This is a genomic window from Streptomyces dryopteridis (assembly GCF_049606955.1).
Lineage (GTDB): Bacteria > Actinomycetota > Actinomycetes > Streptomycetales > Streptomycetaceae > Streptomyces.
Window position 1 is genome coordinate 107,050 of record NZ_CP187114.1, and the last position, 16,569, is coordinate 123,618.

Genomic DNA, 16,569 nt, shown 5'->3' on the forward strand with positions numbered 1-16,569 from the left:
GTATTCTACATACGTTCGTTTCAAACGAACGTATGAATAATGCGAAGGAAGGTCCTCATGAAACTGCTGGTCCACGGCGCCGGGGTCTGCGGCAGCCTGCTCGCCGCCCGCCTCCACGAAGCCGGGCGCGACGTCTCCCTCCTCGCCCGGGGCGAGCGCCTGGCCTCCCTGCGGCGCCACGGCGGGGTGCGGATCGCGGACCCGGACGGCACGGCCGTCAGGACGGTGCCGGTGCCGGTGGTCGAGCACCCGGCGGGCGGGTACGACCTGACCGCCGTCCTCGTGCGCACCCATCAGGTCGACTCCGTGCTGGACTCGCTCGCGGACCTGGAGGGCGACGTGCTGTTCCTGCACAACTGGGCGGCCGGCGCGAAGCCGCTGGGCGAGGCGATCGGCCACGAGCGCGTACTGCTCGGCTTCCCCACGCTCGCCGGGACCATGGACGACCACGTGGTCCGACCCCGTGCGCGGACCGCCCTGACCGGCCGGGTCCCGATGCCGATCGGCGAACCCGACGGCCGGAGCAGCCCGCGACTGGAACGGATCGTCCGCGAGTTCCGCGCCGCCGGGCTGAACGCCAAGGCCGAACCGCGGATGGACGCGTGGCTCGGGACGCACGCCGCGTTCGAGGTGCCGCTCGGGCAGGCGGTGCGCGCGGCCGGCGGTCCGGCGGCGCTGGCCGACGACCCCGACGCGGTCCGCCGCATGCTCCGCCTCGTGCGGCGGAACCTGACCACGATGCCGGCGGCACCGGTCCCCCGCGCCTTCGGCGCGCTGCGGACCCTGCCGGAAGGACTGCTCGTGCCCCTGCTGCGCCGCTTCCTGCGCAGCCCGGCCGCGGTGGACAGCGGCCTCAGCGACACCTCCCCGGCGGCGACCGCGGAACTGACCCGCCTGGCGGAACAACTCCACGCACGAGCATCGGACCGGTAGACCTACGGCCCGCCGGGGGGGGCGGGGCGTACGGGGTGGTGGCGTCAGCCGGTGGGGTCAAGGTGTACCCCTGCGGGTCCTCGGGGTGTGGGCGGGTGTGGGTCCGGTGTGGGTGGGCGGGGGGTGAGGGGGGCCGGGCGCTCGGTGTCGGGCTCGGAGGGGGTGGGGTCTGGGGAAACCGTGCCGGGTGGGCGGTCCGGCTCGTGCGCGGGTGGGGGGGCGCCGTGTCCCGCGGGCGCCCGGGGCGGGCGACCGGGGCGCGGAAACGTTCACCCGAACGGGGAGCGCGGTTGGTCCCGGGGGTCGGGGTCCCGTCAAATGGGCGCGCCATTGATCGGCGGGCGAAGAGCCATGGACGAAGGAACAGTCCCACGTGACCAGGAAGACGCGTCCCGACGCGACCGCCGGCCGAGGTGCGAGCCCTGTGGGCGGGGGGAGGTCGCACGCGGCCCGTCCCGTGCCGAAGGGCGGCGTTCCGGCCCAGTACCGGGGGCCCGACGGCGAGGACCGGACGGGCGGCGCCGCCGCGTCCCGTGGGGCGGCCGGGGCGGCGCGCGGGGCCGGCGCCGCCCCCGTGGTCAGCACCGGGGTGGGCGTCGCGCGGGCCGTCGGTCGCAACGGGCGGGTGATCGCGCGGGGTGCGGGGCCCGTGCCCGTGCCCCCGGCGCCGTCCGGTGCGGTCACGAACGACGCCGGCGCCGACGGTGTCCGCGCGAGGCCCTCTCGGCGGCGGGCGCGTCGGGTCGGGGTGTTGTCGGTGGTCGGGTGCGGTGTGGCGCTCGCGGCCCTCGCCGTTCCGTTGCTCCCGGGCCTGCGGGCCGGGGAGGACAAGCCGGTGACCGCCGATTCCGCCAAGGGCGCGGCCGGTGTGGGCCCGGTCGGGTCCGAGGCCGGGGCGACGCTGCGCGCGATGGCCCTGACCACGACGGCCATCGGCTACGCCCCCGGTGTCACGGCCGGCGGCGACACCGCCCGGGACGCCCTCGCCAAGGCCCGCCGGGACGCCCGTCGTTACGCTCTCGCCGCCTGGGCCGCGGGCGGTCGGCCGACCGGGGACGAGGCCCTGTACGGCGCGCTGCTGCGGTCCGGCGGCGCGTACGCGGACGCGGTGGGCACGCACTTCGGGCTCGCCCCGGTCGGCGAGGTCCTCGCCGCCGACGTGGCGCCGGAGGGACACAAGCTGGCGGTCCTCGCCCGGGAGAAGGGCGCGAAATCCGCGCGGGTGCGGGTGCTGGCCTTCGGCGAGGACGCCGCCGCGCCCACGTGGTCGACGATCGGCCCCGACATCGACCCCGAGGCCGCGTTCGCCCTCAGCGACTGCGGCGGCATGTTCGCCTTCGCCGAGCCGGACGGGCACCGCGAGGTGTGGAACATGATGGGGGCCGAGCCGGTGAAGGTGTTCGAGTCCAACGGCGGCGGTGTGGACCTCGCGGCGGGCGAGCGCCAGTTCCTCGACTTCAACGACGACACCCACCGCCTGCTGTACGCGCACGGCCCGGCCGGTGCGCTGCGCGGCGAGGTGGTCGCGGTGCACCAGGCCGTGCCGATCGTCGAGGGCGACGTGGCCCTCCCCCGGGGTGGGCCGGTGGGCGAGGTGCGGCTCGACGGCGCGGGGCCGGCGGCGGTCACCGTGCCGGCCGGTTCCGGAGGCGGGTTCCTGACCCGGTACGGGGACCGCGTCACGGCGGGTACGGGTGGACGGATCCGCGTGGACGCCTCGTACCGGTACCTCGTGGAACGCCACGGATCGGCGGAGGACGTGCACGCCGTCCGGGTCACGGACCCCCGGCTCGGGCGCGTGTACCGGGCGGTGCTGCCCGTCGGGACGCGGGTCGGCGATCTTCCCGGCGGGCGGCAGGCCCTGCTCGTGCCCGTGCGGGCGGACGCGCGGACCCTGCGGATGATCGTCGTGACCGACGGGGCGCTCCTCGTCGTCGACGCGCCCCGTGTCGACGAGGCCGACGCGGAAGCCGGCGCCGACGAGCGCGGGCTGCCCGGGGCCGCCGCCCTGGTCGCCGAGGCGTGCGGGACCTCCCCCACGCCGCTCACCGACCGGGAGCTGGCGCTGCTCCCCGCCGTCGAACGCGGCACCGCCCGCGCCTGGCCCTGCGACTGAGCGGTCCTCGGGCGGGGGCGGGGCCGCCGGTCGGATGAGCTCGGGGTGTCCTTCGGTGGGGTCGGGCGGGTGGCGGGCCGGCGCCGGCTACGGTGGCGAAGTGATCTTCCCCTCGCTGTGTCGCCCGGGGCTCCGGCCCGCCGTCCTCGCGGTGACCACCGCCGTGGCCGTGGGCCTGCCCGCGCCGCCGGCTCGGGCGGCGACGGACCTCGGGGCCGTCGTCACCTCGGTGCCGGCGGCGAAGCTCGGCGCCAGTCACCACGCCGGATGCCCGGTGTCCCCGGGACGGCTGCGGCTGATCAGCATGAACCACTGGGGTTTCGACGGGAAGGTCCACCGGGGCGAGCTGATCGTCCGGGACACGGTGGTCCAGGACGTGCTCGGGGTGTTCGGCGCGGCGTTCACCGCGAAGTTCCCGATCCGCCGGATGCGGGTGATGGCCGAGTACGGCGGCGACGACGTGAAGGCCATGAACGCGGACAACACCTCCGCGTTCAACTGCCGGGCCGTCACGGGGGTCCCGGACCGGTTGTCCCGGCACTCGTACGGCGACGCGATCGACGTCAACCCGCTGGAGAACCCGTACGTCGACGTCAACGGCCGGGTATACCCCGACGGCGGCGAGAAGTACCTGAAGCGGTCGACGAGACGCCCCGGGATGATCTTCTCCGGTGACGCCGTGAACAAGGCGTTCGCCAAGGCGGGTTGGCGCTGGGGCGGGCGGTGGAGCCCGCCCGACTACCAGCACTTCTCCCGCACCGGCGCCTGACGCCGGCGGCGCTCGGGGTTCAGACGCGCCCGATGCCCAGGGTGTTCTCGGCGGGGAGGTGTCCCGAGCCGATCACCTTGACCCAGAACTCGCCGAGGAGGTCGGCCAGGCGGGTCGTGGCCTCTTCGCCGAGGGCGTCCCAGGGGCCGCCGGCCATGGCGTCCGTGTGCCGTTCGACCTCGGCGCGCAGGGCCCGGCCCGCCTCGGTCGCCACGCCGTCGGCGGCCAGGAGCCCCCGCGCCTCCAGGCGGCCGCGGCCGGCCCGCCACTGCTCGGGCGTCCAGCCCCGGGAGGCGAAGGTCTCCGGGGCGGCGGCCCCGACGGCCGCGAACGAGACCAGGGCCTCCACCGGGTCCAGTCCCGCCACCTGGAGCGCGGCGAGGTGGCCGTCGCCCCGGTGTTCGCGCAGGGTGGTCGCCGCCTGCCAGAGCGCGAGGTGGGGTGCGGTCGGAAAGGGCAGCGCGGCGTTGGCGGCGGCCAGGGGGCGGCCGGCGGTGACGGCCGCCCGGGCCGCCTGCCCGACGAGGTCGGCGGCCTCGGCCATGACCGGGCCGTCGACCTCGTCGCCGAAGAGGGTGCGGTACGCGGCGTCCACGCCCCGCGAGCGGGCCCGCAGGACCTCCTCGGGATCCGCGGTGCGCCAGACCTTCGGGACGTGGTGGGCGACCATGTCGGGGGCGAAGCTGTAGAAGGCCGAGGCGACGGACTCGGCGGTGGCCGCGCCGAGGGGGGCCGCGCGCCAGGCGAAGTACAGCGGCCAGCGTTCGGTGACCTCGTATCCCAGGGCCGCGGCCTCGGCACGGGTCTCCGGCGCGTAGTAGGCGATCGCGTGCAGGGGCTCCAGCAGGTGCCACAGCCGGCGCGTGCGTGCGAGGCGTTGCTCGACGGGTTCCATGACGTCCCTCCGTACGGCGATGCACATCTTGTCGTTGACCAGATTGCGCCCGCCGGGGCGAACTTGTCAACGGCTAGATCGGACGTAGGGTGGTCCCATGGCGAAGCGAGACACCTACCACCACGGAGACCTTCGGCGAGCCGTCCTCGACGCCGCCCTCGACGTCGTGCGCACCGAGGGCCCCGGGGCGCTCAGCCTGCGGGAGCTGGCGCGCAGGGCCGGGGTGTCGCACGCGGCGCCCGCCCACCACTTCAAGGACCGCGCCGGCCTGCTGACCGCGATCGCGGTCGAAGGGTTCCGGCTGCTCACCGACGCCTTGGGCGAGGCGGAGGACCTGCGGGAGGCGGGCGTGCGCTACGTGGAGTTCGCGTTCGCGCGTCCCGCCCACTTCCAGGTCATGTTCCGCCCCGACCTCGTCCGGGCCGAGGACCCGGAGCTGGTCGCGGCGCGGGCGGGGGCGGCGGAGCGGCTGCGGGTGGCCGTGGAAGTGCTCTCGCACGAGGGCCGGGTGCCCGACGCACGGTCGGCGGGCGTCGCGGCGTGGTCACTGGCCCACGGATACGCGACGCTCGCGCTGTCCCACAACCTCCCCCCGAACCTGTCCGAAGACCCGGCCGCCCACTTCCGCGACCTGACGGACCTGCTCTTCAACCCGCCTGCCCCGCAAGGCGGTTGACCAACTCGCACGCCGCGCGCGCACGCATCCGCTCACGGCGCCAGTTCCCACAGGGGCGAGTCCAGGGCGTGGTCCCCCACGGCGTGCAGGAGCACCAGGGCCACCAGCGCCTGCTCGGGGACCCCTTCGAGTACCTCCCACCGGCCGCGGACCGCCCGGCCGACCTCCCACCCCCGGTGCCGCAGCACGCGCCTCCCCCGGAACCCCTCGGGGCGCAGCACGGTCAGCGCGTCCTCCCCCTCCACGACCAGCGCCCGGTCCGACCGGAACAGCCCGCCCCGCAGTCGGACCCGTCCCGGCCGGTCGAGGATCGTCGCGGCCACCCCGGAGCCCAACCCACCCCGCACCCACCGTGAGTGGCGCGCGCCCGGCAGGTCGAGGACGGCCAGGTCCCGGCCGTCCAGCGTGACCGTCCAACGCGTCGGGAGCGTGCCGCGCCACGTTCGCAGCCGCAGGACCATGCGCCGCCACGGCCCGCCGCCGGCGACCGCCGCCGGATCCGGCTCCGATCTCCGGCGCGTCAACTTCACCCGCCCGACAGGCGTGTCCATGATGACGTCGTTCCCGACCCACCGCACCCCGACCGACCGCCCCGAGCCGTTCACCCGCGGCTCATCCGTCCTCGTTCGGTTCGGGATCTCGTCCCCGGTCTCGCGTAAGTGCTCCGACACCGCCACCCCCATGGGTCCGTATGGCAACTCTCCTGCTCTCGACAGGACTGACGCACCATCGGGGGGCACTGGTTGAGTCCGAGGTGGCACGGGAAGCGGCGGCCGCCGTTCCGTACCGGTCGCGCTGCGGGTTTCCGGGAGGTGGGGGTGGGCACGAGCCCGGCTGGGCGGCGGGCCCGGGAGCAGGGGGTGGTGGGGTGGGCGGCGAGGGGTCGATGGTGGGGATGGTGGGGCGGGTCACGGGGGCGGTCGGGCCCGGGCTCGTCGGCGAGGTGATGCTGCGGATCAGGGGCGGGGCGGAGCACTTCCTCGCGTATCCGGCGTTCCGCGGGGAGCGGATCGAGGTGGGGACCGTGGTCGTGGTGGTGGAGCACCTTCCGCCGAGGACGGTCCACGTGCGCCCGGCGTATCCGGACTGACGCGGCACGCGCGGCCCGCGGGTTCGTCGGCGGCCGGGAAGGTCATGGTCGTCACGCGGCGGCGTCAAATCCGCACCAAGACGCGTCGGTTGTCTTCTCCGTCGCGGCGTCGCGGGCGGACACTCCCTTCGTTCGGTGCCGGGCATCGGGATCCGGTACCCGGCGAAGGGGGCGTGTGTCGATGGCCGTCGGCGTCGTGGCGGGGCTGGTAGTCCTCGCCGTGGTTGTGGTGATCGGTGTCTTCAAACTCATGTGGCGGGTGGCGGAGCCCAACGAGGCCCTGGTCATCTCCGGGTCCGCGCATCACACCGAGGGGCTCGGTGAGGGCATGGGGTTCCGGATCGTGACCGGGCGGGGCACGCTCGTGGTCCCGGGGGTGCAGGCCGTGCGGAAGCTGTCGCTCGACCTGAACGAGACGCAGTTGTCGGTGGAGTGCGTGACCCAGCAGGGCATCCCGCTCAAGGTGCGGGGCGTGGTCATCTTCAAGGTGGGCGACGACATGGTCTCGATCGCCAACGCGGCCCGTCGTTTCCTCGACCAGCAGAAGCTGATGTCGGAGCGGGTGCACAACGTGTTCGCGGGGCACCTGCGGTCCATCGTCGGCGGGCTGACCGTGGAGGACATGATCCGCGACCGGGAGAAGTTGACCGGGCAGACGCGGGCCGCGTGCGGTACCGAGATGGAAAAGCTCGGGTTGATCGTGGACTCGTTGCAGATCCACGAGATCGAGGATCCGTCCGGGTACATCAAGAACCTGGCCATGCCGCACGCCGCGCCGGTCCAGCGCGACGCCCGGATCGCGCAGGCGGCCGCCGACCGGCTGGCGACGGAGGCCGAGCAGGAGGCGTTCGCGCGGATGGCGGAGGCGACCCGCGACAGCGAGATCCTCCAGGCCGGGTACCAGGCGGAGCGGGACAAGGCGTCGGCGGCGGCGCGGCAGGCGGGGCCGTTGGCCGACGCGGCGGCCCGGCAGGAGGTGGTGGTGCAGGAGACGCGGGTGGCGGAGTTGGAGGCGCACCGGCGCGAGCAGCAGCTCCAGGCGGACGTGCGCAAGCCGGCCGACGCTCGGGCGTACGAGCAGCGGATCCTGGCGGAGGCGGAACGCGACGCGCGGATCTCGGCGGCGCAGGCCCGGGCCCGGGAGACGGAGTTGGCGGCGGCGGCCGAGGCCACCCGGGTCAAGACGGCCGCGGCGGCCGAGGCGCAGGCCACGGAGGCGCGGGGCGCGGCGAGCGCGACGGCCACGCGGGCCACGGGCGAGGCGGAGGCCGCGTCGGCGCGGGCGAAGGGTTTGGCGGCGGCGGAGGCACGGCGGGCCGGGGGGCTCGCGGAGGCGGAGGCGATCAAGGCGCGGGCGGCGGCTCTCGCGGAGAACCAGGAGGCGGTGGTCGCCCAGCAACTGGCCGAACGCTGGCCGGAGATCGTGCGGGCCGGCGCGGAGGCATTCGGCAACGTCGATCACCTGGTGTTGTTGAACGGGGCGGACGGCATGGCCGACATGTTCGCGAAGGCCCTCACCATGGGTGGCGCGGGTCTCGGACTGGCCCGGTCCCTCCTGGCCGGCCTGGGCCCGGACGGCGGCGCCGTGCCGGCGAGGACCGGTGCGCCGACGGGCCCGTCGGAGGGGGTCGGGCCCGAGCCCGGGGTGGTGTCGACGGCGCCGCTCGGGCAGGACGCGCGGGAGTCCCGGCGCATCCCGATCACGGAGGACCTCCCGCACGCCCCCTGAGCGCAAGGGCGGGGCGCGGGGGCGGTGCACACCATGGTGCCGGGGATGGCGCCGCGCCGGGCGTTGGCCGTGCGCGGGGACCGGATCGTGGCGGTGTCGGCCGATCCTCGCGGGTGCGACGGGTTGGTGGGGGCGGGCACGCGGGTGCTCGACGTGCCCCACGATCCAGCAGCCGTTGCCGCACGACACGGCCGGGGTGGAGGAGGGGTTCTGGGGTGTCGAGCGGGTCGCCCGGCTGTTCCCGGCGCGGGGCTGGATCGACGCGGGGGCGCAGGTGAGCGCCGGGTCGGATTTCCCGGTCGGCCGGTTCGGTGCCATGCGGTCGGTCTGGGGGATGGTCACGCGGGAGACGGTGGTCGGGGTCAGGGGTCCCGAGCACGCCATCGGCTACGAGGAGGCCCTCGCCCTGCACACCGTCAACGCGGTGCGGCTGCTGGGCGAGGAGCGGTCGCGGGGGTCTCTGACGCCGGGGCGGCTCGCGGACCTGACGGTCTGGGAACGGGATCCGGCGGACTGTGCGGGTGACGTCCTGCGGGATCTGCTTCCCGCGCACACCGTGCTCGGTGGGCGGTGGGTCACGGGGGCGGACGCGGGGGCAGGGGCGGGTGCGGGTGATCGGGGGGACGCCGGTTGACATGGGGGTGCGTCGTCGGGGTGAGGGCGGACGGCGGGGCCGGCGCCGGCGGCGGGCGGGGCGCGAGACTCGTCGTGCCCGGTCCGTCCGTGCCCGTTCGTTCGTGCCCGTTCGTCCGTGCCCGTGCCGCGGGCAGTCGTCGAGGAGTCCCGCATGCCCGTGGAACCGCCGTCCTCGGCCCGGTTGGACGAGTTGGCGGCCCGCGCCGGGTTCGCCCTCTCGGCGGCGGAACGGGACGCCATCGGTGCGGTGTCGGGCACGCTGCTGGACGCCTGGGGCGTCGTGGAGCGTCTGCACGCCGAGCACTCCCCCGCCGTGCCCGTCGGGCGGGAGCACCACCGGCCCGATCCGGCCGAGAACCCGTGGGGCGCCTGGTGTGTGCGGACGCGGCTGCGGGAGCGGGACGCGGGTCCGTTGGCCGGGTTGACGGTGGCGGTGAAGGACAACGTGGCCGTGGCCGGGGTCCCGATGACGAACGGCTCGGCCGTCCTCGCCGGTCACACGCCGGCCGAGGACGCGACCGTCGTCCGGCGTCTCCTCGACGCCGGCGCCACCATCACCGGCACCGCCACCTGCGAGGACCTGTGCCTGTCCGGGGGCAGTCACACCTCCGTGGGCGGGCCCGTCCGCAACCCGTGGGACCCCGCCCGCACCTCCGGGGGCTCCTCCAGCGGCAGTGCGGCCTTGGTCGCCGCCGGGGAGGTGGACCTGGCGCTCGGCGGTGACCAGGCCGGTTCCATCCGGATCCCCGCCGCGTTCTGCGGGGTCGTCGGCCTGAAACCCACCCACGGCCTGATCCCCTACACCGGTGCCTTCCCGATCGAGACCACCCTCGACCACCTCGGCCCCCTCACCCGCACCGTGCGCGGGGCCGCCCTCGCCCTCGGCGTCCTCGCCGGCGAGGACCCGGGCCGCGACCCGCGCCGCTGGGTCCACCACCGCGACCGCTCCGGCCCGCCGGACCCCGTCGCGGCGCTGGAGCGGGGCGCCGACGGGCTGCGCGTGGGGCTGCTCGCCGAGGGATTCGGGCTGCCGGGGGTCAGCGACCCGGCCGTGGACGCCCGGGTCCGCGAGACCGTGCACGGGCTGACCGCCGAGGGGGTGGGGGTGAGCGAGGTGTCCGTGCCGTTCCACGCCCTCGGCGGCGCCGTCTGGACGGTCGTCGCGGTGGAGGGCGCGACCCGTCAGCTCTTGGGGGGCAGCGGGTACGGGGCCAACTGGGAGGGCCGCTACGACCCGGCCCTCATGACACGGTTCGGTCGGCGACTGCCCGCGCATCTCGGCGAGCTCCCCGCGACGGTGAAGCTGTTCGCGCTGCTCGGCGGGCACACCCTCGATCTGGGGCGGGGCGGCTTCTACGGCATGGCCCGCAACCTGCTGCCCGTGCTGCGGGCCGCGTACGACACGGCGCTGGCGGAGGTGGACGTGCTGGCGCTGCCCACCGTGCCCTTCACCGCCCCGCCGCTGCCGCCGGCCGCGCCCGATCCGGCCCTCGACCTGACCCGGGCCCTGGAGTCGGTGCCGAACACGGCGCAGTTCAACGCCACCGGGCACCCGGCCCTGAGCGTGCCGGCCGGGCTGGTGGACGGGCTGCCGACGGGCGTGATGCTGGTCTCGCGGCACGGCGCGGACGATCTGTGCCTGCGGATCGGCGCGGCCGTGGAACGGCTGGCGGGAGGCTTCCCGAGCCCGCCGTGAGCACGCCGGTTCGGCTCAGGTGGTCAGCGGGGAGCCCGTCCAGCGCTGGTTCGGGCCCCCGTGGCAGGGCCAGAGGATGAGCCGGGTACCGGGTCCGGTCGCCGCGTTGCGGGCGTCGAGGCAGAGTCCGTCCGTGCCGTGCCGCAGGGTCAGGTCCGCGTTCGGGGAGGTCCAGGACTGTACGGGGGTGCCGTCGCAGGCGGCCACCACGACCGGGGTGCCGGGCACTGGGCTCGGTGTGGCGGGGGCCAGGCAGCGGCCCAGGGCGGTCAGGGTGCCCGAGGGGCCCGCGGTCCAGCTCTGGTTGGCGCCCTGTCGGCAGGGCCACAGCCCCACCGGGGTACCGGGGGCGTCGCCGCCGCCGAGGACGTCGACGCAGAGTCCGGAGCCCTGCCCCAGGATCGGGCCGGGTGCGGGGGTGAGGGTCACGCCGCCGAGCGGGTACCAGCCGGCGCCGGTGCGGGGACCGGCCAGGGCCAGGTCGATGCCGGGCCGTCCGCCGTCGGTGGTGTCGACCAGGGCCACGGCCAGGCGGTACTCCCCCGGCGGCGCGTCGAAGCGGGCCCGGGTGGTCGTGGTGGCGGGGGTGCCCCGCAGCCAGTCCCCGGGGTCCGTCACGGAGTCCGCGGAGCGGGCCGCGACGGAGTCGTCGGCGCGCAGCAGGGCGTAGGAGACGCGGTACTTGCCGTTCCATCCCGGCAGTTTGTTGGGGAGGACGCCGACGGCGGTGTTGGACCAGGTCTGGGTGATCGGCACGGAGGTCCCGGAGGGGAACGAGGCGGGGGCCTCGATCCGGTCGGGGGCCAGGCGGTAGCCCCCGTTGAGGGCGAAGTCCCGGACCAGGGACGGGTACTCGTCGACCCAGGTGTGGACGTCGGTGCCGGGGTGCCGCAGGTCCAGGGTGTTGGCGTGGACGTTCTTCGCGTCGGCGACCACCCTGCCGAGGACGGTGCCCAGGCCGTCGCGGCCGATGGCCCCGTCACAGGAGTCGGTGGGGCGCAGGACGAATTCCTGGTAGCAGTTCTCGGAGAACACGGGCGAGGCGGGGAAGCGCTCGGCGAGGGCCTGTTGGGCTTCGGCGGGGAAGTACTGGAGGCTGCCGAGGCTGTCGCGGCGGGTGGCGAGGCCGCCCGCGCTCCTGGCGGTGTCCTCACGGGCGACGGTGAACTCGCTGCCGAAGTTGAGGGTGAGCAGGACCCGGGTGAAACGGGTCCGGTAGAGGGCGGTGGACCAGTCGAGCGTGGGCCCCAGGTCCGCCTCGGCCAGTTGGAGGTGATGGCCCTCGCCCCACCAGCCCAGGCCGGTGGTGTCGACGAAGTCGACCCGGGCCGGGTCGTCGTATTCCTTGGCGAATTCCGTGAGGAAGGTCGCGAAGGCCGCGCGGAACGCGGGGTCGGTCAAGAGCGGGTTGCGGAAACCGGTGTTGGAGTTCTGGGGCGCGGGTCGGGCATGTTCCTCGTCGAAGACGTAGTCCGGGGTGGCGGAGTAGTTCGTGTCCTGACTGTCGACGGTGATCCGGAAGGCGAGCTTCAGTCCTCGTCGGAGGGCCTCTTCGACCAGGCGGCGGTAGTCGTCGTTCTCCTTCCACGCGTAGTGCCCTCTGGTGGGTTCGAACTGGGACCACGGCAGTCGTATGTAGAGCTCGGAGGCGACGGAGTCGCGTCCGCCGATCTGGTTCCAGAAGGTTTCGGGGTCGGGGATCTCCTTCTCCACGTAGAGCTGCCAGCCCATGGCCGGATTGCGCAGGATGGTGCTGGTGTCTCGTGGGGGTGTGACGAGGAGTCGGGGCCCGTCGGTCTCCCCGGACCGGGCCGCGGCGACGGGACGGGCGTGTGCCGCCGGCGCCGTCAAGGCCGACAGCAGGGCGCCCAGGAGGGCCAGGACGGTAAGCAGGGTGGTTGCTGACACGCGCCCGAGAAAGTGGGACACGAGGGCTCCTCAAGGTGTGAGGGAGGGGCGGTTTTCGGCCTGGGTTGATGGTCGATCACCACCCGAGCTTCGTCAACTATTCTGACGAACTTTCCCGCACGGCCGATGTGTGCCCGCGCGCACCCGAGAGTGCGTCGGAAGTACGAACGAACGTCGATCGCGGCCCACCGGCCCGGACGACCCTGGTCACTCGACAAAAAAACACCAATGAGACATCTATTGACGCATCATGCGAAGAATGTCCCGGACCTCACGAGAAATGTGGGTGCACGCGACCGCAGGGCGTAAATCATCATGATGACCTGTTCGCGCTCACACGAATCCACCGAACAGGGAATCGGTCCTGTGGCGAACACGTCGATTCGCGAACGCGGCGTTTTGCTCCTGCTAGGCATGACCCGGGTCGGCCGCGCGCGCATTCATTCGGGAATTCGCGCGGGCCCCTCTCCTCCCCGATTATTCGAGCACTGGAGCCCCTGTGTCCTTCTCGTCCCTTCGAATGCCGCCCGATCGCAGACCACGCCTGCATCTGGTGCACCGCGCCGTCACCCTCGGCATGGCCCTCCCCCTGTTCGCCGGCTGCGCCATGGCCGGTGTGGCCTCGCCGGTGGCCTTCGCCGCGAGCACGAGCCGGGCCGACACGGGGGACGGGACCGTCAAGGTCCGTGTGGTGCGCGAGGTGAACGCGAACGGTTCCTGGGACCGGACGCTGGAGCCGGGCATGGACCAGGTCGAGGTGACGCTCACGGACGACGCGGGCAACGTGATCACCGCGAAGACCGGCGCCGACGGCGTGGCCACCTTCACGCCGGCCGGGACCGCCCTGAAGGGCGGCAAGTACCGGGTGCAGGTCATGAACCCGAAGCCGGGCGTGCTCTACTCGGCGTTCGCCTCTCGTGAGGGCCTCGACAAGGCCCCCGACCGGCTGTCCAGCACCGAGGAGTTCGTCGACGTCTCGGGCGGCAAGAACGTCGAGTTCACCACCGCGTACTGGAACCCGGGCGACTACTGCCAGAAGAACGCCGAGCTGGCCACCGCGTGCATTCCGGCCGACGTCCCGAACAAGGCCCCGGACTCGGCCCGCACCGCCCTGGTGTTCCCCTACAACGCGCGGGGCAACAACAATCAGGTCACGAACCTGTCGACGAAGGGCGACACGGGCGCCGTGTACGGCGTCGGCTACAGCAAACAACAGAAGTGGATCTTCTACGGGGCCCAGGCGCACCGCGCCGCCGGCTACGGCCCCGGCAAGCAGGGCGCGATCTACCTGGTGGATCGTCAGTCCAAGGAGACCTCGCTGTTCACGACCGTGCCGGACGCGGGCACGACGGAGCACGACTTCACCGACGCCGGGCACCACGACGTGGACTTCATGCCCGCCGTGGCCAAGGAGTCCCTGGGTGATGTGGAGGTGTCGGAGGACGGCAGCGAGCTGTACGTCGTCAACCTCAACGACCGCAAGCTGTACGTGTACGACGCCACGCAGAAGACCGCCGCCGCCCCCAAGGGCTCCTACCCGATCCCGGACCCGGGCTGCGCGGACGCCGGCGACTGGCGTCCCTACGGGCTCGGCGTCCAGGACGGCGTCGTGTACGTGGGCGGGGTCTGCTCCGCCGAGTCCACCCAGTCCAAGGCCGACATGCGGGCCGTGATCCGCACCTTCGACCCGAAGGCCAAGACCTTCGGCGACGTCATCATGGACGAGAAGCTGGACTTCCCGCGCGGCAAGGCATTCGTCGGGGTCTCGTGCGAGGGCGCGGGATGGTGGCCCTGGTCGGACACCTTCCGTTTCCAGCAGGACGGCAAGAGCTGCGGGTCGAGCGGTTGGATCGGCTACCCGCAGCCGATCCTCGCGGACATCGTCGTGGACACCGACGGGCAGCTGATCCTGGGCTTCCGCGACCGCTTCGGCGACCAGGTCGGCATGGACACCTTCGTGGCGAAGGGCAACAACAACCGCTGGTCCGTGGCCTCCGGTGGTGACCTCAACCGGGCCTGCAAGGACACGGACGGCAAGTTCAAGCTCGACGGCAACGGCGGGCCCTGCCCGAACAACGCCAACTCCTCCAACAACAACGGACAGGCCGCGAACGTCCGGGAGTTCTACCCCGGCGACTACCGCACCGGCTACCACCAGGAGGCCATGTACGCGGGCATCGCCCTGTCCAAGGTCGAGGACGCCATCGCCTCGTCCGGGGTGGACCCCAACACGGACCTGTGGAGCGGCGGCACCGGTTTCGTCAACCGTGACGGCACCCACGACGCCAAGTGGGGCAACAAGCTGATCGACGGCAACACCAGCTTCGGCAAGGCCGGTGGCATGGCCGACCTCGAAGTCCTCTGCGACGAGGCGCCCATCCAGATCGGCAACCGCGTCTGGTACGACGTGGACAAGGACGGCATCCAGGACCCGGGCGAGAAGCCCGTCCCCGGCGCCACCGTCAACCTCTACGACGAGAACGGCGTCAAGGTCGCCACCACGAAGACCAGCGCCCGCGGCGAGTACTACTTCGACGCCGAGAACGTCCCCGGCGGCCTGAAGTTCAAGACCAAGTACACCATCAAGATCGACAACGCGGACGACTACGACAACCCGAGCGGCCCCCTCTACGGCTGGGCCGTCACCAAGAACGACGCCGGCGACAACGACTTCGTCGACAGCGACGGCAAGGTCCCCGCCGGCGGCCGCTTCCCCGAGCACTCCATCGTCACCGGCGACGCCGGCCAGGACAACCACACCTACGACTTCGGCTACAACCAGCCCACCGGCCCCGTCACCGTCGTCAAGGTCGACGCGGACAGCGGCGAGCCGGTCGACGGGGCCGAGTTCCAGTTGTGGAAGGAGTCCAACGGCACCGACGGCCTCCAGACCACCGGTGACGACGCCGACACCAAGACCGGCGACCCGGTCACCGGCGGCGCCGACGGCAAGGCCACGGTGAAGGACCTCGCCCCCGGCACCTACTACTGGCAGGAGACCAAGGCCCCCGCCGGCTACGCCCTGCCCGACCCGGCGGTCTTCGGCCCGGTCGAGCTGACCGCCGCGAACGCCGCCGAGGGCGTGACGGTGACGGCCGAGGACAAGCCGCTGCCCGGCAGGATCGTCCTGCTGAAGAAGGACGAGAAGACCGGCGACCCGCTGCCCGGTGCCACCTTCCAACTGTGGAAGGAGACCAACGGCACCGCCGGCCTCCAGCGCGACGGGGCCGAGCCCGACACCAAGCAGGGCGACACCTGCACGACCGACGCCGCCGGTCGGTGCGAGTTCGACGCCCCGAACGGCGCGTACTACCTGGAGGAGACGGCCGTCCCCACGGGCTACACCCTCCCGGCGAACCCGGTCTCCGGCCCGTACACCATCGACCGCGCCACCAAGGAGGTGACCGCCACCGCGGACAACGCCCGGATGCTGGGATCGGTGACGGTGGTCAAGGTGGACGCGGACACCAAGGCGCCGCTCGCCGGTGCCTCGTTCCAGCTCTGGAAGGAGACCAACGGCGACGGCGGTCTCCAGACGAGCGGTGACCGGCCCGACACGAAGGTCGGCGGCGCGCTGACCTCCGGCGTGGACGGCAAGGTCACGGTCGACAAGCTCGAACTGGGCACGTACTACTGGCAGGAGACCAAGGCCCCGACCGGCTACGCCCTGCCCGACCCGGCGGTCTCCGCCCCGATCGAGCTGACCGCCGCCAACGCCGCCCAGGGCGCCGCGGTCACCGCCGAGGACAAGCCGCTGCCCGGCCGGATCGTCCTGCTGAAGAAGGACAAGAAGACCGGCAAGGCCCTGGCCGGCACGGTCTTCCAGCTGTGGCGCGAGACCAACGGCGTGCGCGGCCTCCAGCGGACCGGCGCCCGCCCCGACACCGAGGTCGGCACCGGCTGCGCCACCGACGCCCGCGGCCTGTGCGAGTTCGACGCCCCGAACGGTGTCTACTACCTGGAGGAGACGGCCGTCCCCGAGGGGTACGCGCTGCCCTCCAACCCGGTCTCCGGCCCGTACACCATCGACCGCACCACCAAGAAGGTGTCGGTCACCCTGGAGAACGCCCGGCACGAGAACCCGAAGAAGAAGTGATCGACCCCTTCGGCCTCTGATCGAC

12 protein-coding genes are annotated in these 16,569 nt (G+C 73.5%); 9 read left to right on the forward strand and 3 right to left on the reverse strand.

Annotation, left to right across the window (positions count from 1 at the left end):
- The first annotated feature begins 57 nt into the window (after positions 1–57).
- The 3 genes from ACN20G_RS26860 (at position 58) to ACN20G_RS26870 (ending at position 3,818) form a co-directional block, all read left to right on the forward strand.
- Entirely contained in the window at positions 58–933 is an 876-nt protein-coding gene (locus ACN20G_RS26860) for a ketopantoate reductase family protein (protein ID WP_424215780.1), read from the forward strand.
- A gap of 835 nt (positions 934–1,768) precedes the next feature.
- The gene (locus tag ACN20G_RS26865; RefSeq protein ID WP_424215781.1) at positions 1,769–3,049 is read left to right on the forward strand and encodes a hypothetical protein; all 1,281 of its coding nucleotides are present in this window, start codon (positions 1,769–1,771) and stop codon (positions 3,047–3,049) included.
- Positions 3,050–3,149: 100 nt separating this feature from the next.
- Entirely contained in the window at positions 3,150–3,818 is a 669-nt protein-coding gene (locus ACN20G_RS26870; protein ID WP_424215782.1) for a M15 family metallopeptidase, read from the forward strand.
- Positions 3,819–3,837: 19 nt separating this feature from the next.
- On the opposite strand, the gene ACN20G_RS26875 is transcribed toward ACN20G_RS26870, so the two are convergent.
- Positions 3,838–4,713 carry an SCO6745 family protein gene (locus tag ACN20G_RS26875; RefSeq protein WP_424215783.1) on the reverse strand — a complete coding sequence of 292 codons (876 nt, stop codon included), beginning with the start codon at positions 4,711–4,713 and terminating at the stop codon, positions 3,838–3,840.
- A 97-nt stretch (positions 4,714–4,810) separates the two neighbouring features.
- On the opposite strand from ACN20G_RS26875, the gene ACN20G_RS26880 reads away from it, so the two are divergent.
- A complete protein-coding gene (locus ACN20G_RS26880) occupies positions 4,811–5,389 on the forward strand; it encodes a TetR/AcrR family transcriptional regulator (protein WP_424215784.1) in 579 nt (192 codons plus the stop codon).
- Between the two features lie 32 nt (positions 5,390–5,421).
- On the opposite strand, the gene ACN20G_RS26885 is transcribed toward ACN20G_RS26880, so the two are convergent.
- A complete protein-coding gene (locus ACN20G_RS26885; protein WP_424215785.1) occupies positions 5,422–5,940 on the reverse strand; it encodes a hypothetical protein in 519 nt (172 codons plus the stop codon).
- A 335-nt stretch (positions 5,941–6,275) separates the two neighbouring features.
- Between ACN20G_RS26885 and ACN20G_RS26890 the strand changes: the two genes are divergently transcribed.
- The 4 genes from ACN20G_RS26890 to ACN20G_RS26905 all read left to right on the forward strand — a co-directional run bounded on the left by ACN20G_RS26890 (position 6,276) and on the right by ACN20G_RS26905 (position 10,540).
- The gene (locus ACN20G_RS26890; RefSeq protein WP_424217376.1) at positions 6,276–6,479 is read left to right on the forward strand and encodes a hypothetical protein; all 204 of its coding nucleotides are present in this window, start codon (positions 6,276–6,278) and stop codon (positions 6,477–6,479) included.
- A 181-nt stretch (positions 6,480–6,660) separates the two neighbouring features.
- On the forward strand, positions 6,661–8,208 hold the full coding sequence (locus tag ACN20G_RS26895) for a flotillin family protein (protein ID WP_424215786.1): 1,548 nt from the start codon (positions 6,661–6,663) through the stop codon (positions 8,206–8,208).
- 175 nt (positions 8,209–8,383) lie between these two features.
- Positions 8,384–8,842, forward strand: a complete 459-nt coding sequence (locus ACN20G_RS26900) for an amidohydrolase family protein (RefSeq protein WP_424215787.1) — start codon at positions 8,384–8,386, stop codon at positions 8,840–8,842.
- A 153-nt stretch (positions 8,843–8,995) separates the two neighbouring features.
- Positions 8,996–10,540, forward strand: a complete 1,545-nt coding sequence (locus ACN20G_RS26905) for an amidase (RefSeq protein WP_424215788.1) — start codon at positions 8,996–8,998, stop codon at positions 10,538–10,540.
- A gap of 15 nt (positions 10,541–10,555) precedes the next feature.
- On the opposite strand, the gene ACN20G_RS26910 is transcribed toward ACN20G_RS26905, so the two are convergent.
- A complete protein-coding gene (locus ACN20G_RS26910; RefSeq protein ID WP_424215789.1) occupies positions 10,556–12,448 on the reverse strand; it encodes an RICIN domain-containing protein in 1,893 nt (630 codons plus the stop codon).
- Between the two features lie 520 nt (positions 12,449–12,968).
- Here ACN20G_RS26910 and ACN20G_RS26915 point away from each other — a divergent pair.
- Positions 12,969–16,544 carry a SpaA isopeptide-forming pilin-related protein gene (locus ACN20G_RS26915; protein ID WP_424215790.1) on the forward strand — a complete coding sequence of 1,192 codons (3,576 nt, stop codon included), beginning with the start codon at positions 12,969–12,971 and terminating at the stop codon, positions 16,542–16,544.
- The last annotated feature ends 25 nt before the right edge of the window (positions 16,545–16,569 follow it).

What these genes read in the sequence shown, in the direction of transcription:
- ACN20G_RS26880 (WP_424215784.1), top strand. Translation starts at nt 4,811, where the DNA reads ATGGCGAAGCGAGACACCTACCACCACGGAGACCTTCGGCGAGCCGTC.
- ACN20G_RS26895 (WP_424215786.1), top strand. Translation starts at nt 6,661, where the DNA reads ATGGCCGTCGGCGTCGTGGCGGGGCTGGTAGTCCTCGCCGTGGTTGTG.
- ACN20G_RS26860 (WP_424215780.1), top strand. Translation starts at nt 58, where the DNA reads ATGAAACTGCTGGTCCACGGCGCCGGGGTCTGCGGCAGCCTGCTCGCC.
- ACN20G_RS26875 (WP_424215783.1), bottom strand. Translation starts at nt 4,713, where the DNA reads ATGGAACCCGTCGAGCAACGCCTCGCACGCACGCGCCGGCTGTGGCAC.
- ACN20G_RS26905 (WP_424215788.1), top strand. Translation starts at nt 8,996, where the DNA reads ATGCCCGTGGAACCGCCGTCCTCGGCCCGGTTGGACGAGTTGGCGGCC.
- ACN20G_RS26915 (WP_424215790.1), top strand. Translation starts at nt 12,969, where the DNA reads ATGCCGCCCGATCGCAGACCACGCCTGCATCTGGTGCACCGCGCCGTC.
- ACN20G_RS26890 (WP_424217376.1), top strand. Translation starts at nt 6,276, where the DNA reads ATGGTGGGGATGGTGGGGCGGGTCACGGGGGCGGTCGGGCCCGGGCTC.
- ACN20G_RS26885 (WP_424215785.1), bottom strand. Translation starts at nt 5,940, where the DNA reads ATGGACACGCCTGTCGGGCGGGTGAAGTTGACGCGCCGGAGATCGGAG.